This is a genomic window from Dyadobacter sp. HNCC25DJ186 (assembly GCF_056895235.1).
The window spans coordinates 502,588-522,772 of sequence record NZ_JBXHAS010000002.1 but is presented as its reverse complement, the minus strand read 5'-3'; the positions used below and the strand labels follow the sequence as shown (position 1 = coordinate 522,772).

21 protein-coding genes are annotated in these 20,185 nt (G+C 40.9%); 10 read left to right on the top strand and 11 right to left on the bottom strand.

The genetic code is table 11. The features are described from left to right. Positions 1–14: 14 nt before the first annotated feature. The 7 genes from lepB to AC1XUO_RS07110 form a co-directional block, all read right to left on the bottom strand. Positions 15–1,148, bottom strand: a complete 1,134-nt coding sequence (gene lepB, locus AC1XUO_RS07140) for a signal peptidase I (RefSeq protein WP_483329083.1) — start codon at positions 1,146–1,148, stop codon at positions 15–17. Between the two features lie 26 nt (positions 1,149–1,174). Then, complete coding sequence (gene dapB / locus AC1XUO_RS07135) at positions 1,175–1,894, bottom strand: 4-hydroxy-tetrahydrodipicolinate reductase (RefSeq protein WP_483329082.1); 720 nt, start codon at positions 1,892–1,894, stop codon at positions 1,175–1,177. A 40-nt stretch (positions 1,895–1,934) separates the two neighbouring features. After that, a complete protein-coding gene (locus AC1XUO_RS07130; protein WP_483329081.1) occupies positions 1,935–2,639 on the bottom strand; it encodes a DUF5683 domain-containing protein in 705 nt (234 codons plus the stop codon). Further along, positions 2,636–3,565 carry a ParB/RepB/Spo0J family partition protein gene (locus tag AC1XUO_RS07125; RefSeq protein ID WP_483329080.1) on the bottom strand — a complete coding sequence of 310 codons (930 nt, stop codon included), beginning with the start codon at positions 3,563–3,565 and terminating at the stop codon, positions 2,636–2,638. Before AC1XUO_RS07125 ends, AC1XUO_RS07130 begins: the two co-directional genes overlap by 4 nt. A gap of 32 nt (positions 3,566–3,597) precedes the next feature. Beyond that, positions 3,598–4,395: a ParA family protein gene (locus AC1XUO_RS07120; RefSeq protein ID WP_090335931.1), complete on the bottom strand. Its 798-nt coding sequence runs from the start codon at positions 4,393–4,395 to the stop codon at positions 3,598–3,600. 163 nt (positions 4,396–4,558) lie between these two features. After that, the gene (locus AC1XUO_RS07115) at positions 4,559–5,581 is read right to left on the bottom strand and encodes an SPASM domain-containing protein (protein ID WP_483329079.1); all 1,023 of its coding nucleotides are present in this window, start codon (positions 5,579–5,581) and stop codon (positions 4,559–4,561) included. 95 nt (positions 5,582–5,676) lie between these two features. Beyond that, positions 5,677–6,138, bottom strand: a complete 462-nt coding sequence (locus AC1XUO_RS07110) for an Lrp/AsnC family transcriptional regulator (RefSeq protein WP_483329078.1) — start codon at positions 6,136–6,138, stop codon at positions 5,677–5,679. Positions 6,139–6,325: 187 nt separating this feature from the next. Between AC1XUO_RS07110 and ald the strand changes: the two genes are divergently transcribed. Continuing rightward, complete coding sequence (gene ald / locus AC1XUO_RS07105; RefSeq protein ID WP_483329570.1) at positions 6,326–7,438, top strand: alanine dehydrogenase; 1,113 nt, start codon at positions 6,326–6,328, stop codon at positions 7,436–7,438. A 55-nt stretch (positions 7,439–7,493) separates the two neighbouring features. Here the strand turns inward: ald and AC1XUO_RS07100 are convergent, their stop codons facing one another. Then, entirely contained in the window at positions 7,494–8,039 is a 546-nt protein-coding gene (locus AC1XUO_RS07100; RefSeq protein WP_483329077.1) for an outer membrane beta-barrel protein, read from the bottom strand. A 601-nt stretch (positions 8,040–8,640) separates the two neighbouring features. Between AC1XUO_RS07100 and AC1XUO_RS07095 the strand changes: the two genes are divergently transcribed. The 4 genes from AC1XUO_RS07095 to AC1XUO_RS07080 all read left to right on the top strand — a co-directional run bounded on the left by AC1XUO_RS07095 (position 8,641) and on the right by AC1XUO_RS07080 (position 13,007). Next, on the top strand, positions 8,641–10,467 hold the full coding sequence (locus tag AC1XUO_RS07095; RefSeq protein WP_483329076.1) for a DEAD/DEAH box helicase: 1,827 nt from the start codon (positions 8,641–8,643) through the stop codon (positions 10,465–10,467). A 78-nt stretch (positions 10,468–10,545) separates the two neighbouring features. Then, the gene (locus AC1XUO_RS07090) at positions 10,546–11,085 is read left to right on the top strand and encodes a DinB family protein (RefSeq protein ID WP_483329075.1); all 540 of its coding nucleotides are present in this window, start codon (positions 10,546–10,548) and stop codon (positions 11,083–11,085) included. 91 nt (positions 11,086–11,176) lie between these two features. Continuing rightward, positions 11,177–12,022, top strand: a complete 846-nt coding sequence (locus AC1XUO_RS07085) for a sugar phosphate isomerase/epimerase family protein (RefSeq protein WP_483329074.1) — start codon at positions 11,177–11,179, stop codon at positions 12,020–12,022. A 67-nt stretch (positions 12,023–12,089) separates the two neighbouring features. Continuing rightward, positions 12,090–13,007: a sugar phosphate isomerase/epimerase family protein gene (locus AC1XUO_RS07080; protein ID WP_483329073.1), complete on the top strand. Its 918-nt coding sequence runs from the start codon at positions 12,090–12,092 to the stop codon at positions 13,005–13,007. Here the strand turns inward: AC1XUO_RS07080 and AC1XUO_RS07075 are convergent. After that, entirely contained in the window at positions 13,004–14,038 is a 1,035-nt protein-coding gene (locus AC1XUO_RS07075; RefSeq protein WP_483329072.1) for a zinc dependent phospholipase C family protein, read from the bottom strand. The genes AC1XUO_RS07080 and AC1XUO_RS07075 overlap by 4 nt on opposite strands. Positions 14,039–14,377: 339 nt before the next feature. Between AC1XUO_RS07075 and AC1XUO_RS07070 the strand changes: the two genes are divergently transcribed. After that, positions 14,378–14,782, top strand: coding sequence for a Dabb family protein (locus tag AC1XUO_RS07070; RefSeq protein ID WP_483329071.1), 405 nt, complete (start codon positions 14,378–14,380; stop codon positions 14,780–14,782). A 71-nt stretch (positions 14,783–14,853) separates the two neighbouring features. On the opposite strand, the gene ung is transcribed toward AC1XUO_RS07070, so the two are convergent. Then, positions 14,854–15,519 (bottom strand): uracil-DNA glycosylase, encoded by a 666-nt coding sequence (gene ung / locus AC1XUO_RS07065; RefSeq protein WP_483329070.1) that lies wholly within the window; start codon positions 15,517–15,519, stop codon positions 14,854–14,856. 152 nt (positions 15,520–15,671) lie between these two features. Here ung and apaG point away from each other — a divergent pair, with 152 nt between their 5' ends. Both apaG and AC1XUO_RS07055 read left to right on the top strand, forming a co-directional pair. Continuing rightward, positions 15,672–16,058 carry a Co2+/Mg2+ efflux protein ApaG gene (gene apaG, locus AC1XUO_RS07060; RefSeq protein WP_483329069.1) on the top strand — a complete coding sequence of 129 codons (387 nt, stop codon included), beginning with the start codon at positions 15,672–15,674 and terminating at the stop codon, positions 16,056–16,058. Between the two features lie 56 nt (positions 16,059–16,114). Then, positions 16,115–16,891 carry an O-methyltransferase gene (locus AC1XUO_RS07055; protein WP_483329068.1) on the top strand — a complete coding sequence of 259 codons (777 nt, stop codon included), beginning with the start codon at positions 16,115–16,117 and terminating at the stop codon, positions 16,889–16,891. Positions 16,892–16,902: 11 nt separating this feature from the next. Here AC1XUO_RS07055 and AC1XUO_RS07050 read toward each other — a convergent pair whose 3' ends face one another. Beyond that, positions 16,903–17,982, bottom strand: a complete 1,080-nt coding sequence (locus AC1XUO_RS07050) for a zinc-binding metallopeptidase family protein (protein WP_483329067.1) — start codon at positions 17,980–17,982, stop codon at positions 16,903–16,905. 91 nt (positions 17,983–18,073) lie between these two features. Between AC1XUO_RS07050 and AC1XUO_RS07045 the strand changes: the two genes are divergently transcribed. After that, positions 18,074–19,042 (top strand): DUF2157 domain-containing protein, encoded by a 969-nt coding sequence (locus tag AC1XUO_RS07045; RefSeq protein ID WP_483329066.1) that lies wholly within the window; start codon positions 18,074–18,076, stop codon positions 19,040–19,042. After that, a complete protein-coding gene (locus tag AC1XUO_RS07040) occupies positions 19,039–20,181 on the top strand; it encodes a hypothetical protein (protein WP_483329065.1) in 1,143 nt (380 codons plus the stop codon). Before AC1XUO_RS07045 ends, AC1XUO_RS07040 begins: the two co-directional genes overlap by 4 nt. The last annotated feature ends 4 nt before the right edge of the window (positions 20,182–20,185 follow it).

The window sequence follows — 20,185 nt, the reverse complement described above, 5'->3', positions numbered from 1 at the left end:
ACATTCGATATTCTTTAGTTAATCACGCGGAACAATCTGCTCCATCTGATTTTACCGAAGAAACTGGTAGGTGCAGGATCAATCGACATCCATACAAACACCGCTTTTCCAACAATATGATCTTTTGGAACAAATCCCCAGTAGCGAGAATCCGCAGAGTTGTGGCGGTTATCTCCCATCATGAAATAATAATCCTGATCGAAAGTGTACGTCGTAATTGCTTTACCTGCGATTTTTATACTGTTTTCTTCCAGCTCAACTGCTTCGTTACCTTCATAATTTTTTATTACTGGTCCGTACAAAGCAATGTTTTCGGCATTAAGCTGAACTGTCATACCTTTCGCAGGAATTGTGATCGGGCCATAATTGTCGCGGTTCCATTTGAAGAGCTGAGAGTTTGGATATAACATAGGCTCACTTATTTCTTTTGAAGCCTTCACCAAAGTAACTCCTTTAACGAAATCATAAGTTTTCAATTTTGCCGCCAATTCAACCGTTGTAAAAACCAGGTAACCGGATTGATCGTTACTGGCGATGGTATCGTTAAAGGTTTCCTGGTAAGAATTGTATTCTGAAATTCCATTATCCTTGAAAACTTTCGCTTCATTAACACTTGTTGTCGTTGCAACAAAATATTCATTTTCCATTCTTACAGGATTTTCAACGGCTTTTCCGTTTGCAAATACCTGAAGATCCCGAACTTCCAGTTTATCTCCGGGGAGTCCCATACACCTTTTAATGTAATTGGTTTTTAAATCAACCGGATGTTGTAGTTCCGGCGGGTAATTAAACACGACCACATCGCCACGTTTTACATCACTGAAACCGGGTAGTCGAAATTGAGGTAATTGAATAGCATCGGTGTAGGAAGGAATATTTGTACCCCAGATAGTCTGGTGCGTTAATGGTACTTGCAAAGGAGTTTTTGGCGTACGCGTGCCGTAGTGCAATTTACTTACAAACAAAAAGTCGCCAACCAAAAGGCTGTTCTCCATAGAAGGCGTAGGAATTGTGAATGCTTCAAAAAACAGCCAGCGGATAAGTGTGGCTGCAATTACTGCAAAAAGGACAGAGTCAAACCACTCCCGAACTGCCGATTTTTTATTTTTTGGTGATGTGCCAGAGTTTGTTCCCTTATCAAAAGCCATATTAGAATTATTGAGCGTTACGTGTATTAATCTAAATTTTTTAAGAGATCGTCCATACCAAATACACCTTGTTTTCCAGGTAACCATTCAGCTGAAACCACGGCGCCGAGCGCGAAACCGGCCCGGTTGTGAGCGGTATGCGAAATTTCAATCGTATCCACGTCTGACTCATACCGTATGATATGTGTACCCGGAACCTCCCCTTCCCGTTCGGCAGTGATCGTGATAAAGCCACCTTCCATTTCCGGAGCAAGTTTCCACCCTTGAATCACTTTGTTCTCAGCCGCCACACCTTCCGCAAGGGTAATCGCAGTGCCACTTGGCGCATCAAGTTTATGAATGTGGTGAATTTCAGTCATGGAAGCCTGATATCCCTGGCCATTCATCAATTTGGCGAGATGACGATTCAAGCGAAAAAAAAGATTAACGCCGATACTGTAATTGGAAGCATAGAAAAATGATCCCTGTTCATCTTTACATAACTGCTCAATTTCTGTCCGGTGTTCCAGCCAACCCGTTGTCCCGCATACGATTGGCCATCCTTTTTTAAGACAATAGGTAATATTTGAATAAGCTGATTCCGGCGAGCTGAATTCTATGGCAACATCAACATCATCTTTTTCCAAAGCGTCCATTTCGGACCTGTTTTGAAGATCGATTTTCCCGGCAATACTGTGGCCTCTTTCAAGAGCAATCTTTTCGATTGTTTTACCCATTTTACCGTAACCCAGCAATAATATTTTCATTTTAAAAACTTAAATTCCAATCAATACGTTAAAAAATAATCTATTTCTTAAAATTAAAGACCAAACTAACTCCGGGTGTCGGTCTGGTCATATTTGGCTGTTGCACCTTTGGCGCTACTCTCAAAGACAAATCTTCCGACAAATCAAAAGTTTTCAAATGTGCGGCCACGTTTGCTTCGATAATGGAAAGTGCGTAAAGTGCGACGGTGAAAACAATCGCCGTTTCGCGAAAACGTCTGTACCGATTTTTTTCTCTTCTTACCTGATCGACTGTCAAAGCAAGTGAATCAACCCGTTCTCCATTTAAGATACCTCCACGATAGAATACCGGTAAGCGGGTATCGGACGTTACGCCATCTTTCAGCTGACCATATTTTGCACTTGTTTTATCAAGGTTATAAAAGGTTTTATATCCTCTTACGAAATCCTGATACCGAACATTCCAATAAATTGCCGTCCAGGTACCACCTGCAAAAGCTGCATAAACTAATGGAACCTTCCAATAATCCCGGTTATAGATCTGACCGGATCCAGGCAAAATAGCTGCCAATTTAGTAGCTTTTTTAGGATTAGGAACCCATTTTTTGTCAGTTTTTAACAATGACGTATCCCCTTTCACAATCGCTGACGTATCGGAAACTACGATTTTAACGGCTTTTCCCTTTTCACTATCCGGTCTGACAGTCTGAGCATTTCCTCTACCTGAGATAAAAAGAACAATGCCGATTAAAAACCACTTTTTCAAGCCTTCCCCTCGAATTTCAATGTTTCCAAAATCTTTTTCAATTCATCCTGCGAACCAAAAGGAATTTTGATTTCGCCCTTGTGGTCATCACTGCTTTTTACAGAAACCTTCGCCCCAAAAAACGAAGACAGTTGAAATTGCAATGACTTTATTTCCTGATTGAGCGCAACAGGTTTTTTTGTTTCAAAAGACATGCTGCTCATCATACCAAGTTTCCGAACCTCTTCTTCTACCTTTCGCACCGACCAGCCTTCTTCAATAATTTTATTAAAAATCTTTAACTGAATCTGATCGCTGTTAATTGTGATAATCGCACGTGCGTGTCCCATACTGATCCGGTTATCGCGTAGGGCAGCTTGAATCACAGGCGGCAATTTCAGAAGACGGATATAATTATTGACCGTTGTCCGGTTTTTACCGACGCGGATACCGAGCTCTTCCTGTTTTAAATTACATTCCAGAATTAGTCGCTGATAACTTAATGCAATCTCAATAGCGTTAAGATTTTCTCTCTGGATATTTTCGATAAGCGCCATTTCCAGCATTTGCTGGTCATTAGCGGTACGCACATAAGCAGGAATACGCAACATGCCAAGAGACCTGGATGCCTGCAAACGCCGCTCACCAGAAATCAGCTGGTACTGGTCCGGACCTAGTTGTCTGACGGTAATCGGCTGGATAATGCCCTGCACCCGAATCGAATCTGCTAATTCCTGAAGCGCTTCCTGATCAAACTTTGTCCTTGGCTGGTAAGGATTTGCTTCAATTTGGTCCAGCTCGATTTCGTTCATGGACCCGACAGCATCCATTGAAGACGGCCTCGTGTTTGGGCGCGGCGTATTATTGACCTTGTCCGAGTCCTGCAACAATGCTCCGAGGCCGCGACCCAGACCGGTCATTTTTTTATTTTTATTGCTTGTTTCCATTCTGCGCTATGATCTCCCCTAGATACAATTGATCAATTAACTCCCTGATGTGCATCCGTAGACAGCAATCCGTTTTTAGTCAGGATTTCTCTGGCCAAATTAAGATAACTGATGGCACCTTTGCTGTCTGCATCCTGCGCCAAAACAGGGATACCGTAACTTGGCGATTCACTCAGGCGAATATTTCGGGGAATAATTGTATTGAATACCAACGATTCAAAATGACTGGTTACTTCATTAACCACCTGATTAGACAGACGTAAACGCAGGTCGTACATGGTTAAAAGAATGCCTTCAATCGCAAGGTTTGTATTCAACCGTGACTGAATGATGGTGATGGTGTTCAGAAGTTTCCCTAAACCTTCCAATGCAAAATATTCGCATTGAACAGGTACAATGACTGAATCTGCCGCTGTTAAACTATTAATCGTTATTAAACCGAGCGAAGGCGAGCAATCAATGATGATGAAATCATAATCGTCACGTACTTCGGCAATCGCATCTTTCATGCGCTGCTCACGATTTTTGAGATTGATCATCTCTATTTCCGCCCCGACAAGATCTATATGCGAAGGCAATAGATTGAGGTTAGGAAAATCTGTTTCCAATATCACCTCGCTCGTACGCACATCTTCTACCATACATTCGTAGATGCTGTTCTGCATTTCCTGAGGATTAAATCCCAGTCCTGAGGTTGAATTCGCCTGCGGATCTGCGTCAATAATAAGGGTACGAAATTCTAATGCTGCCAGGCTGGCAGCGAGATTAATTGCAGTAGTAGTCTTACCTACTCCGCCTTTTTGGTTTGCAATTGCAATTACTTTGCCCATGAATTGTTTGAGTTACCAGTGCCAAATTTCAATTATTCAGAGCAAACCACCAAAAAATGTTCCACGGAGTTTTAATAAAAACTGGTTAACTACTCTATGTCAACGTGTTAAATCACATTAATATTTGTTAATTTTCTTAATAATTCTAAAAAAGACGAATGTTTCACGCCCAAACCTCAGTTCCTTCAGTGCAATTCTTGCACATTTCAATCTCTGACCGCGAGCGAATCAGTGAAGCACGGAAGTCAGTATATTTTTTGCCTCGCCACAAATCTTTAAATGTAGAGCGTTTCATATCGCCTAATTGATATTCGGCATCCTTGTCAAAACAGCAAGGCACAACAGCTCCATCCCAGGTAATGACACAGGAATGCCACATTTTCCAGCAATGGTCTACGAACTTATTCTTGATTGAAAAGCGCCCTGACTCTTCCTTTTTATATCGGGAATATTTATCAATGGATGGTATAAGGTCAGAACCTTCTTCATAGTCATAGATCTGAGCCGTTTTCAATCCCACTTCATCCACACCCATTTCCTCAGCCAGCTTTTTCACATCTTCGATCTGATGTTCATTAGGCTTGACGACCAAAAACTGGAAAATTACATGTGGCGTGCTTGATTTCAGCTCCTTTTTCCACTTGATAATATTCCGTGTCCCTTCCAGCACTTTTTCCAGTTTTCCGCCGATACGATACTGCTGATAAGTTTCCTGGGTTGTGCCGTCAATTGAAATGATCAAACGATCCAGACCGGATTCAACCGTTTTTCTCGCTTTTTCATCTGTCAGATAATGTGCGTTGGTTGAGGTTGCCGTGTAAATTCCTTTGTCATGTGCATAGCGCACCAGTTCAAAAAACTTAGGATGCAGATAGGGCTCGCCCTGGAAGTAAAAAATCAGATACAACAGCGTATCCGCCAATTCGTCGATGGTTTTTTTATATAACGTTTCTTCCATCATACCGGTTGGCCTGGTGAACGACCGCAGACCGCTTGGACATTCCGGACAACGCAGATTACAGGAAGTCGTCGGTTCAAAAGAAATTGCAATCGGCATACCCCAATGAACCGGCATGCCAGTAGATTTTGAGTAAAAATAACTGCTTAAAATCTGAATGGCGTTCCAGGCACGTTTAGGCGTTACCTTCGACATCAGGTTCAAACCATCTTTAAAATTCTTATTCATTCTTTTAATTTTTAGCCCGCTTGACGGTAACTTCAGCCCGAAATGAGCAATAAACAACACTTTGAACATGGCTTACCTGACAAACTTCAAATTCCTCAACGTACTGAAATACCAGTTGAGTACTTTATTTCTGAAATTACGAAGTAACTGCTAATGTGTAACACGCTTTTTAGTGCAGAAAGTTTATGCTGGTAAAATTGATTATAAGCCTCGCCATCCTCAACCACCACTTTCAACATGTAATCAAAATTGCCTGAAACAACTGAGCATTCCAAAACTTCACTCATATTGACGATGGCCTGGTTGAAATCTTCAAAACTTTCGCGCTGTTGTTTATCAAGTGTAATGTTGCAATAAACGATCAGCGATTTCCCGAGTTTTCTGCGATTAAGAAGGCAAACATATTTATCAATAAACCCCTCCCTTTCCAGCTTTCGTATACGGTCATGGACTGGTGTAACAGAAAGGTTGATCCGGCTCGCAATTTCTTTCATTGTGAATTGCGCGTTCTCTTGCAGTAGTTCCAAAATCCGGCGATCTGTGGTATCGAGTTGCATAGAAAGTAATTTTTAATAGTTCAGGCTGTTTTTTAGGGTAAATGAAAGAATAATTTTCTTTACAATTGGAATCAGACAGTTTTATTTTCTATATTTTTCTGCCTCAAAAGAATGTTTTTCCCTAATCTGGTAATTTTACAATCCAGACTGAATTCACTCTTTTCCAAAATTATAACATTCAATGACTATGATCATCGGCGTTCCGAAAGAAATCAAAAACAATGAAAACCGTGTGGCCGTTACGCCAGCCGGAGTAACTGAGTTTAGCAAACACGGCCATACGGTTTACGTTCAAACGGAAGCGGGAAAAGCAAGTGGTTTTTCAGACGAACAATATACCGAAGCAGGCGCGGTGATTCTTCCTACGATCGAAGAAGTTTACGCAATCGCTGAAATGATTGTAAAAGTAAAAGAGCCCATTGCAAGCGAATATGCGCTCATCAAAGAAGATCAATTGTTATTTACCTATTTCCACTTTGCTTCGTCAGAACCGCTGACGCATGCCATGATCGAACGTAAGGCTGTTTGCCTTGCATACGAAACGGTGGAAAGAACCGACAGAAGCCTTCCGCTACTAATTCCAATGAGCGAAGTAGCCGGACGTATGGCAGTTCAGGAAGGTGCGAAATATCTTGAAAAACCTATGGGTGGATTCGGGATTTTACTTGGCGGCGTAGCCGGAGTAAAACCTGCAAACGTATTGGTTTTAGGTGGTGGAATTGTTGGAACACAGGCTGCGAAAATGGCGGCAGGTTTAGGTGCCAATGTAACAATTGTAGATATCAGCCTTGCACGTCTTCGTTATCTTGAAGATATTATGCCCGCCAATGTTGACACGGTGATGTCAAACGAATATAACATCCGCGATCTGGTAAAAAGCTCGATCCTGATTATTGGTGGTGTGCTGATCCCTGGTGCAAAAGCGCCCTCATTAATAACCCGCGACATGTTGAAACTGATGAAGCCGGGAACGGTTATGGTTGACGTAGCGATCGATCAGGGCGGATGTTTTGAAACTTCTCACGCGACCACACACGAAGATCCAATCTATGAAGTTGATGGTGTTGTCCACTATTGTGTGGCAAACATGCCCGGTGCTGTGCCTTACACATCGACACTTGCGTTAACAAACGCGACACTTCCATATGCTTTGCAGCTCGCAAACAAAGGATGGAAAGCGGCATGCGCGACGAACGAAGAATTGCGCAAAGGACTTAATGTTGTAAATGGAAAAATTGTTTTCAAGGGCGTCTCCGAGGCTTGGAACTTACCTTATACAGAGGTGAGTGAAGTGTTATGATTCATATATAATGTAAAAAGTAAGGGCTGTATCGAAGCGATACAGCCCTTACTTTTTACAAGCCAAAGTTTTTGGACATACCAAATCCCACTCCGCTGCCAAAATTCAAGCCGAAATTATTGGTTTTATTCTGACCCTTTACTTTTCCGGTTGCGAAACCAAGACTTCCAAAATTAAAGTTCAACGCAAACCCATTTTTCAGATTGACTCCGATGGCAGGAAAGAGAGTGGATTCAAATCCATTCATTTTCACACCGGCCGTTTTGCCAGCCAGGAAATTGGTATTCAATTGTCCATACACTGCAAAGATATCCGACAATGGATAGGCATAACGAATAAAGGGACCAGCGCCGAAAGATGTTGATTTGATTTCAGGCGATCCTGTCTTTGCCGAAGATGTCTTCAAATTTAACCCGCCCGTCCAATGGTCATCCCACTGATATCCTACCCCTGGCGAAAATTCAAAACTGCTCGTTTTGATATCCGAAGCGGATTTACTAGAATTGATCCCCAGATTTCCATACACGAGAAGTGTATTGCTTTGCGCATAAGCAGATAAACCAGCACAGGCGAAAAATACGCCCAAAAAGTACTTTTTCATTGTAGTGGGTTTTGTATTAGAGATAAAATGTTCACCTGATTCGGTGATTTGTTCCTTTATACGGTGTTAATACAAAAAAGTAACTTTACCCAGACATAAAGAAAAAGTTATTTCCTGCTTGGCAACGTAACATTTGCCCCAGGCTCAGTAAAAGGACAAATGCAGCTTTCTAAAAATATTACAATTATTATTTGTCAGAGATTTGCTTATTAAATATTAATTCGTACTTTTGTAAAAAAATTAGAACGAACATCCGTTCGCTTCTCTGCTTCATATCACGGTCCGGCGATTATTTTTGCGCCACCAACCTTTAAAACGCCTGGTTGGTTTTACCCGTTTCGTCATGCAGAGCCCCACGGATGTCTTGTGGTGGGCTTAGCGCAATCCCTTAAATTTAAAATACCCGAAGTCATCAGCGTTGTTGTACCAGACCGGTTTTTCGCGGTTTACCTTAACAATCAGACATGATTTCAAATTGTGCAGGTTTTCAATATTGTATTTGATATTCGTCATGAAGGATATCGGATCTGATATTGCTGGCAACCTACTGACTTCTAATTCTTAAAAATAATTTTTAAAGAATTTAACAATAATAAGATAGATGACTACTGAAACAATTGAGACAATTGAAGATTTTGAGACCTTCGCTGATTTAGGACTCTCAGAAAACATCCTTAAAGCCTTAACTGAAATGGGGTTCACAAAACCCTCTCCAATACAAGCGCAAGGTATCCCTGCTGTTATGCAAGGATCTGACGTAATTGGTCAGGCTCAAACGGGAACCGGAAAAACTGCTGCATTTGGAATACCTGTACTTGAACGTATTGACACATCTAGCAATGCTGTTCAGGCACTTATACTTTGCCCTACAAGAGAATTAGCTGTACAGGTTTCTGAGGAAATCGGAAGACTTGCTAAATTTCAGCGTGGAATTAAAATTGAAGCAATATATGGTGGTGATTCTATTGATCGCCAGATACGTTCGTTGAAAAAAGGTGTTCATATTGTTGTAGGAACTCCTGGCCGCGTAATGGATCACATGCAACGCCGCACTTTGAAGTTTGATGAAGTACGCATGATGGTACTTGATGAAGCGGATGAAATGCTTGACATGGGTTTCCGTGAGGATATTGAAAGCATTTTGGCTGACATGCCTGAAGATCGTCAAACGATTCTTTTCTCGGCAACAATGTCTAAGCCGATTATGTCAATCACAAAACGCTTCCTGAATGATCCGATATTGATCAAAGTGGTTCGTAACGAGCTTACTAACGTGAATATCGAACAGGTTTGTTTTGAAGTAAAACCACAAGCGAAAGTGGAAGTAATGACTCGTTTGATCGATATGTATCATCTGAAATCATTGCTTGTATTTTGTAACACAAAACGTAAAGTTGACGAGATCGTTGAAGATCTTCAGCTTCGCGGATATGCATCAGAAGGTATCCACGGTGATTTGCGTCAGCAACAACGTAGCAATGTAATGAGCAAATTTAAGGCTGGTGTAACCACGATCCTTGTTGCAACTGACGTAGCTGCCCGTGGTATTGATGTTAGCGGTCTTGACGGAGTTATCAACTACGACATTCCATTGGATGAAGAATATTACGTACACCGTATCGGCCGTACAGGTCGTGCCGGTATGTCCGGAAAAGCTTTCTCTCTGGTTGCACGTGACGAAAAGTTCCGTTTGAAAACCATTGAAAATTATACAAAAGTAAAAATCGAAAAAGGCGTTATTCCTTCTTATGAAGATATCGTTGGTGTTCGTAAGGCCCGTTTTGTAGAAAGTATTTCTGCTGCAATTCAGGAAGGCGACACAGATCTTTACCAGGATGTTCTGGAAATGTTGCGTCACAGCGGTTTCACAACAGAACAGATTGTTGCTGCTCTTGCTAAACAAATTATGGGTGTTCAGAAAAACGAATATTCAGAAGGAAATCTTGCATGGGAAGAAAGACGTGGAGGTAACGATCGTCGTGAAGGCGGAAGTGACCGTTTCGAACGTCGCTCTTCAAGCGCAACAGGCGGACGTTTCGACAGAGGCAGCCGCGATGGTGGAAGCCGTGACGGCGGAAGTCGTGGAGGAAGTGACCGTTTTTCAAGCAGAGAACGTTCTGGCAGCGAATCACGTGCACCGCGTGAACCACGTGAACGTGACGGAGAAGCAAAACGTACAGCGGCACCGGAAGCTGGTATGACTCGCCTTTTCCTAAGTCTTGGACGTAAGGATCATATCATGCCTCGCGATATCGTTGGAGCCATTGCTGGTGAAGCAAATATTCCTGGTAAAACAATCGGAGCGATAGATATTTATGACAAATTTACCTTCGTTGACGTTCCGGAACGTGATGCTCGTACAGTATTACGCGCTATGGACGGTAACACGATTAAAGGTAAAGCAGTACAAATTGATATTGCAAAATAATCAGTTAGTTATTTCTGACACCAATATATGAATTGAAAAGGGACTTGTAAAAGAGTCCCTTTTTTTGTTGTTTTCAGGATGGAAAAAAAACAAAAACCCGAAGTCTGGCTGCGTGGACCGCTCGTCAACATAACTCCTCTGCTGCAACCTGTCGCGCACGCAATTTTGCAGGTTCAGGAAGAAATAAATTCGCTCGACAAGGATTTCCCTACCGAATTATTATGGAAAAAACCCTCAGGTCTTGCGTCCGTAGGGTTTCACATGCAACACCTTGCCGGCGTTCTGGATCGTTTGCTGACTTATGCGCGGTCGGAGTCACTGACTGATGAACAGCTTAAATATCTCAAAGGGGAAGGGCATGAACCATTTCCAAATTGTACTTTTATTGCTTTACTGGAAAATATTAATAAACAAATTTCCAGCTCAATCGCACAAATAGAACGTACTGATTCTGCTACACTTTTAGAAGTTCGTTTGGTTGGCCGTTCACAGATCCCTTCAACACATCTTGGCTTACTTTTCCACGCAGCAGAACATACCACCAGACATTTTGGTCAGCTATTTGTCACTTTTCAAATATTACGCTCAGATTTTTACAATAGGTCGAATTTGGATTAAGCTGTATATCATAGACAATTCGCGAATGTTGAGTAGTTCGATAACCACCTGAACTTTTCTAAGTGTTTATTTTACATCACCATTCAAATACATGAAATTTCCAAAATCTACAATTCTTTGCTCGCTGTTTGTCTTATTTAACTTTGCGGCTTTCGCACAAAAAAATCCAGAAGATAAAATGGGTTGGAAGCTTGGTGCTCAGTCGTATACCTTTCGTTTATTCACTTTCGATGAAGCCCTACGCAAAATTGATAGCTGTGGCTTGAAGTATGTCGAAGCATTCCCCGGGCAGAAATTGGGCGGTGGTTTGGAAGGTAATATGGATTTTAAAATGGATGCTACAAAACGTCAGCAAGTTAAAGCACTTCTTAAAAAGCACGGCATAACGATGACCGCCTTCGGCGTTGTGAACGCAAAAGATGAAAGCGAATGGAAAACATTGTTCGAGTTTGCCAAAGACATGGGAATTCTGAATATCAACACGGAGCCAAAACCTGAGCAATTCGCCTATATCGCTCCGCTTGCTGATCAGTATAAGATTAATGTTGCGCTTCATAACCATCCCAAGCCATCACATTACTGGCATCCGGATTCGGTTCTGAAATATGCAGCGAAAAGTAAATTTATTGGCTCATGTTCGGACATTGGCCACTGGGTTCGTTCCGGTCTGGATCCTGTGGAATGCCTGAAAAAGTTGGACGGTCATGTGCTTGGGTCACATTTTAAGGATGTGATGAAAGACACGCCCGACGGCAAATACCACGATGTTGTCTGGGGAAAAGGCGATAGCAAAGTGGACGCTGTTATTTCGGAACTGAAACACCAAAAATTTAAAGGCCCGATATCCGCTGAGTATGAGTACCATTGGGAAAATAGCAGTGCAGAAGTGGCTGAAAGCGTGAAATATTTCCGGGCCTCTTTCGGAAAATCGAAATAAAATTGCCGGAAATGCAGTTTAAAATCAGAACAATAAATTTCCTTTTAATCTTAATAGTACATTTTTTATGACCTATAATCGCCGATTATTTTTAAAATCAGCTGGTGTTGCCGCCGCAGGCACGCTTGCTTTCTCCATTTCGTCATGTGGTGGTTCCAAAGAAAAATCGTCAGAAAGCACCGACTCAACCAGCCTTTCAGCGTCAGGCGCATCTGGTGCTCCTTCTATTCCCGATTTCGGTTTACAATTATATAGTGTGCGTGATATCATTGGCGCAGATCCAAAAGGCGTATTAAAACAAATTGCTGGTTTGGGCTATAAAAAGATTGAAAGTTACGCTGGTGACAAAGGATTTTTATGGGGTATGAAACCCAAAGAATTCAAAGCTTATATGGACGAGCTTGGGATGACTATTGTAAGCACCCACGCTGATACGACAAAAGATTTGGAAAAAGCGGCGGCAGAAGCTTCGGAAGCTGGTATTTCTTATTTGCTACAACCGTATATCGGCCCGCAGAAAACACTGGATGAATGGAAGAAACGTGCTGATGAATTTAACAAACGAGGTGAAATCTGTCAAAAAGCGGGTGTGAAATTCGGATACCACAATCACGATTATTCTTTTAAAGACCAGGAAGGAAAACTACCTCAGGAAATTTTACTCGACAACACCGACAAATCGCTTGTTCATTATGAACTAGACCTGCTTTGGATCGTTGCTGCCGGTCAGGATCCTGTTGCACATTTGAAAAAGTACGCCGGCCGCTACGACCTTTGTCATATTAAAGACCTCGTAAGCAAACCAGAGCCGCATTCTGTGGATTTGGGAACGGGCGAGATTGACTTTGCCAGTTTATTAAAAGTAGGTGCAGACAGCGGTATCACACAATTTATTGTTGAGCAGGAGGAATATCCCGGACCGGTTATTACAAGCATCGGAAATGACGCCGAGTATATGAAAAAACTGGTTTTCAAAGAGGCCTAATCGTCATTTTCTGACCGGATACGCAGAAGCCGCTGCAACCAACTCCGTTGCTCAGCGGCTTCTGCTTTTTTCTCCTTTTCATCCGGAACGAAATCTTTCATTTTTTCCAAATCAGGCTGTCCTGCGTTAATCCAGCATGTGAACCATAGATTGCTGACCATCTCGACCGATGCCTTCATTTGCCTTTCAACCTGACCTTTTAACAAGTGATGATACTGTTCAGAAAATTCCCGGGAGTAGGTTCTCACCAGGACATTATTCCTCAATTCATAACTGAACTTCTTGTCCGGATCGAAAGATTGGCTTAGTCGCCTTTCAAACAAAAAAACGGAGTCACTGGCCAAATGTGCATGATTCACTGAGTTCCAGACAGTTTCGGCCAGATTATCAATATATACAGCCTGACCAATCCATAAATCGTAATCCTGTGCATAAAGCTCGGGAAGACGGGATTCCCAAAAAGCATGAATTCCCTCCTGCCCTGTTAGTTGTCCATTGTAATTTCTGGTCGTGTGCAACGGTACATTCGAATCCGCAACGTAATGTCCCAGATCCGCCGAAATCCGCAAAATCCGCCTTACATCTTTCTCCTTGAATGCATCTGTCAATTGAAAAGCTGCCGTTTGGATATACCATGGAACAATACCATGTTTTCTCAAACTGTCCTCTCCTATCTTTTTTACAGCGGCAGACCAGAATTTCGGCAAAATTGTCAGCGCACTATCTCCGTAAACATCAAGATCGATAAAATGTCTTTCAGCTTCACCTACTACGGCATATCTCCTGCGGTCAGGATTTACTGCATTTTCTGTAAGGTAATCAATATGTGTTTTGTAAAAATACTGCATCTCCGGAGGCAACCTAAACACAGCCAGACGATTAATTTTTCTGTGCGCCCAAAATCCCCAGGCTGGCATAAATCCAGTGTCAATTGTCGAAATGAGACACGCGAAGCTCAAAATCAACGATTTTCGAAAAAAAACATTGATTTTTTTTCGAAAATATGCCCCGGATTTTCGTGAGTATTCCATATAAAGTTTGGTGTATTGACATCGCCGTTTATCACCACTTTATACTCATTTTTATAAAAAAAGTAACTTTCCAGTAATTATTTAAGCGCAGTTTGGGGATTGTTGAATTTTTTAAAAACCTCTACTTAAATTTTTAACCTAAACACTGTTATTTTAACAAAACCAGCGAAACTTCATCTAGAAAATAAAATATCGTTGAAGCAAATATTACCAATGAATATTTCGAAAAACAGTCAAAATACAGAATACATTATATTATTTATAGAAATAGTGCAATGTTAATTATTTGTTTTATTTTTGTTTAGTATTAGAATTAAGGGTTAAGCCGACATAGAAATAATGAGAACCAAAAATAAAACACTAGGATATTTACTGCCAGTATTTCTGCTGAGCATTTTCATGCTAATCATTTACGGAGCTTATGTTCCCCATAAACCAGCAGAAACACAACGTGTTGTTTGTATCAAATTTAAACCTGGTACAACTTCGGAAGACATCGAAAAGCACATGCGTGATTTTGCTGTATTAAAAAATAACGTGAACGACGTCGTAGCTTATTCCGCTGGTCGCGTACAAAATTCAGAAGGAGGCGAAAAGGAATATGATGTTGTTCATTACCTGACTTTCCGTACGAACGAAGCAGCGAAGCAGTATGCATCGAATAAAAATCGCAACGCTTTCGTGAAAAGTAATGAAGCCCATTGGGATAAAGTATTGGAAATGAATTCCAATATTGACAGGTAATTATTAAATAGTAATAGGAGTGAAAATTATTAAAAAGAGTCGGGACTTCCCGACTCTTTTTTTTGATTAAGCTACCAGATAATTGATTTCAATCCTCGTTGAGTTAAATAATCATTGGCCTGACTGAAATGTTTACAGCCGAACCAGCCTCCGTAATTTGCGGCCATCGGCGACGGATGTTTGGCTTTTAAAACATGATGTTTACTTTCATCAATTATTTTTCCCTTATCCTGAGCATATTTACCCCAAAGCATAAAAACCAGATCTTTTTTTTCATCTGACAAACATTTGATCACGGCATTCGTAAATGTCTCCCAACCTTTATTTTGATGAGAACCAGCCTGACCTGCCTCAACAGTCAATGTGGCGTTGAGCAGTAGAACTCCCTGATCCGCCCAACGTTCCAAATTTCCGGATTTAGGAATATCGATTGCCAAATCTTCTTTAATTTCTTTGAAAATATTCAGTAACGACGGCGGCATTCTGACACCATCGTTAACAGAGAAACAGAGTCCATTTGCCTGTCCGAATCCATGATATGGATCCTGCCCTAAAATGACCACATTGCAATTGTCGAAAGTGCAATGATTAAAAGCGTTGAAAATCTGTTTTGCGGGTGGGAATATTTGTTTCGTTGTATACTCCTGCTTAACGAAATTAGTCAGTGTGCCGAAGTATGGTTTTTCAAATTCTGCTGACAGTCGTTTTTTCCAGGATTCTTCTATTTTAACATCCATGCTTTTTGATTATTGAATTTAAAACCAAATTAATTGTTTTTTGATTTGGTTTTATCAGTAAATGATGACTATTTTCGTTTATATTGGAGTTTACAAAAGACATACCACCCGTTTTTGTAAACTGCAATATTTCATTAATATCCTTAATGCATATGGTTTCGAAAGTCACAGACGGCGTTAAAGTCACAGTACTTACTGAGTATCAGCCGGATTATTCGAATCCGCGACAGGATCATTATGTGTTCACGTATAAGATTCTCATAGAAAATCATAGTGAGCACACTGTGAAGCTGCTGCGGAGACACTGGTTAATATACGATGCTAACGGAACAGTCAGAGAAGTTGAAGGAGAGGGAATTGTAGGTTTGCAACCTGTTTTGGAGCCTGGCGACATACATGAGTATGTTTCAGGTTGCAATTTACGTACAGATCTTGGGAAGATGTCTGGTACTTATTTAATGGAAAGGGTGCTGGACGGACGCCAGTTCCGTGTGATCATCCCTGCATTTTCCCTTGTCGTTCCCTACCGCCTGAATTAAAAACTTTCACTGGAATTGTGAAAGCGAACAGAATATCAAAATAAAAAATACCCAAATTGATTACTTCTTATTTCAAGTATCTCCTGCGCTCAGGGAATGAACACTCAATCCATTCGCCCTTTTTGTTTGAACTTTACACGAAGGTAATTAAGGATAAAAGCGAAACGCACCCAGATTATAAAAATTTGAAATTATTGCGTCAGGAATTACTTGCCTCAAATGAAACAATCGAAATTCTTGACCTTGGCGCAGGATCCCGTATCAATAAATCGAATCTAAGAAAAATAAAAACTATTGCTAAAAACGCAGAAAAGCCCGAGAAATTCGGTAAACTTTTTCATCGTTTGATCCGTCATTTTCAACCCGAAAGTATTTTAGAACTTGGTACTTCGCTCGGCTTGACGACGCTCTATATGTCGAAAGCCAAACCCGACTCGCATATTCTATCATTTGAAGGTTGCCCTGAAACAGCAAAAATTGCCCAGAGGAATTTCGAAAAATCAGATGCTAAAAATATTGAAGTGATTCTGGGTAATATCGATGAGACATTGCCAAAAACGCTAAGCAAACTAACAAATGGGTTGGACTATGCTTATTTTGACGCAAATCACCGTTATGAACCAACAGTGAGATATTTCGAAGAATGCCTTCCATACGCGAAAAACGAATCTATATTTATTTTTGATGATATCTACTGGTCAGAGGAAATGACACAGGCTTGGGAACATATCAAAGCACATCCTCAGGTTACGCTCACCGTCGATTTATTCTGGATCGGACTTGTATTTTTTCGTAAAGAACAGGTGAAGGAGAATTTTGTTTTAAGGTTTTAGACGCCTGATTATTATTGCGGCTGATTACTGCTGCCAGCTTCCTTTACGATCTGGTGTATAAAGCGTAATTTTTCTTTAATCGTTTTACTGATTACAAAGGGATACAAATCGCGCAGTCCCATACTTCTGTTAAGGCTGTTCATGGCAAAGGTTAGCGGTAGCCACATGTCAATAATGTTATCAAAATCCGCAACGGTGTAGGGATCGACAAAGGACGTTTTCATGGCACCGGTTGTCACTTTGGGCTGAACATTTAACCCAAAAGAGTCCGCTGTTTCCAGCGTATCTACAATATGCATATAGTGTGCCCACGTCTCTGCCCAATCTTCCCATGGGTGTGCGCTGGCGTATTTACTGATAAACTGCTTCTTCCAGATTTTCGCGGTATTATTGGAATAGTACTGCTGCAATGCGTAGCCATAATCTGCGCGTTCATCACCGAAGAGATTACGAAATTCAATAATTTTCGAACTTCGTCCTATCAAAATATCCCAATAATAATGCCCGATTTCGTGTCGGAAATGTCCCAGAAGCGTACGGTAAACCTCATTCATCTGATTTCGGGACATTTCCCGATAAATATCGTCCGCCTCGGCTATATTAATGGTAATCAACCCATTATCATGCCCGGTCAACACGCGGTTTCCATCGGTGATATTCCGGTCCGATAGGAAGTCAAACATAATACCGCCAAATGATGCGGCGTTCTTACTCTTAACTTCCAATCCGAAACGCAGCAGCGAATGGATCAGCCTGCGTTTGGCTGTTTCTACACGATACCATTTATCGTAATCATCTTTTTGTCCTAAATAAGGAATCGTCCGATTTAACTCACATGCTTTGCAAAAGGGTGAAATACTGCCAACCGGAACCAGCCAGTTACAGACATTGTAGCCGTGATTTTGACAATATTTGTAGGCTTTCTGATTTCCTGAACTGTTAATCAGCGTGTAATTTCTGTTTCTCTCAGGTTTTAGCGCATAAAGATTTAATTCCTGCGTTTCAAAACCCAGCGAAGAATGACAATACTGACAATAAATATTTTCAAAATAAACGGCGTGGCTGCAATTACTGCACTTAAATAACTTCATATTCGACTACTTATTTACGGGCAATATACAGATTCCAAGAATCAATTATCTTTATAAATTATATTTAGAAATTCCCTTACCTCACAAGCCAATGAATATTAAATCAATACTTGAAAGCCTTATACTTAAAGAGATTATTCCGGAACAGCAGGCCAAAAAAATCCTGGCCTACGAAACGGAAAAACCATTTTCAATTCACTGGGAGCTTCGTTCCATTTTATATCTTGGCATAACGTTGCTGACTTCCGGCCTGGGAATTCTTATTTATGAAAACATTGATACCATTGGTCATCAGGCAATTATCGCCGTCATTTCAGCGCTAATGCTCACCTGTTTCTATTATGTCTTTAAAAACAGGCAAACTTTCCAATGGTCAGAAATAAAACAAACAACCAAATTTGCCGAATACGCACTACTATTTGGCTGCACGCTTTTCCTTATTCTGGAAGGTTACCTGCAATTCCAATATAATTTTTTCGGTACGCGCTATGGTATAGCAATATTCATTCCAACGCTTATCTTCTTTTTTCTAGCTTATCGATTTGATCATCGGGGCGTCTTGTCAATGGCCATAACGGGATTGGCTTCCTGGTTAGGACTCACCATCTCCCCTATGTCTATTTTGGCAAAAAATGATTTCACCTCTCCCGGACTTATTGCCACCGGAACAATTCTTGGTATAGTGCTTTGCCTGATCGGTTGGTTATCTGAAACAAGAAATTTGAAAAAACATTTTGCCTTTACTTATCTTCTGCTGGGAGGAAATCTGGCCGCTGTTGCCGGGCTTGCGGGCGTGTTTAATCAGGAATCAAAAATAGTCTATCTATCAGTAGTTGCCTTTTTGTGCTTCTTTCTGGTATATTATGCAAGAAACTCCCAGTCGCTCATATTTCTCCTGATGGGTGTGATCTATGGTTATATCCTCATCAGTTATTCGCTCTTCGCTTACCTCCCCGACACAATTTTGGCCGCTTTTAGTATTTATTATTTTATGCTCAGCAGCGTCGGTGTTCTGTTTTTCCTATTGAATGTTAAAAAAATCTTAGGACTTAAAAAATGAAAAAAGCATATAAAGAATCCTGGGTTAATAATTTGTTTATTCAAAATACCGTGCGTTCCTGGTTGAAAAATAATTTGATGACCGCCGGGCAGGTCGAGCAAGTTGAAGTCGCTTATCCCGAATCGTTTTACAGACCCGGAATATTTGTTAAAATTGGACTATTTCTTTTTACAATATTTGGTGGCAGCTTTTTCGCAGGATTCCTTTCTCTGTTCTTTATTGAAAGTGCGGGAAATAAAACTTTTGCCATCTTATGCCTGGTCAGTGCAGTGTGCTACTATTTTTTCCTTGAATATTTTATCAAGGATCGTAAATTATTTCATTCGGGTATAGACAATGCACTTCTTTATATGGGCAATTTAGCCGGAATTGCCTTCTTTGTTGTGTTGTTCGAAGGTCTGGAAATATGGCAATACTGTTTGTTTGTACTGCTAATCAATGTTGTTAGCTCGTTGCGTTATGCCGACCTTTTTACTGTATTCATCGCAATCACATCCGTTTTCGTTCTATTTGCCTCAATTTTGATTAAGTTTTCGATCGGGAAATCGCTGTTGCCATTTGCCGTAATGATTTTGTCCGCAGTCATTTATCTAATAAATAAAAAAGAACAAAGCCATTATTACCATGAATGCCAGAAACTGATCAAAATATTTGTCCTGTTTACTTTCTACCTTGGTGGAAATTATTTCATCGTAAGGCAAGGAAATGCGCTACTCGCTGATCTTGCGACACCCAATGCCCCACAGGTTCCATTCGCGATACTTTTTTACATATTGACTGCTGCGATTCCGCTTTTCTACTGCTTCACAGGGCTGAAAAATAAAGACCGTTTATTTTTTCTGGTTGGACTTCTCACTGTGGCATTTTCTTGTTTCACCTTTCGGTACTATTTTGATATGCCCGCCATTGAAGCAGTTTTATGCTTCGCAGGTTCTTTGCTGATCATACTCAGTTTGTTAACCATAAATTATTTAAAAATCCCACGATTCGGTATTTCCGATGATGTTTCCGAAAAAAGAAATCTGGCTAACCTGGAAGCTTTACTGATCGCCAATCAATTTGGCCAGGCTCCGGAAGGGGATTCCCTTAAATTCGGAGGTGGAGATTTTGGTGGTGGCGGAGCCGGAAATGATTATTAAATGG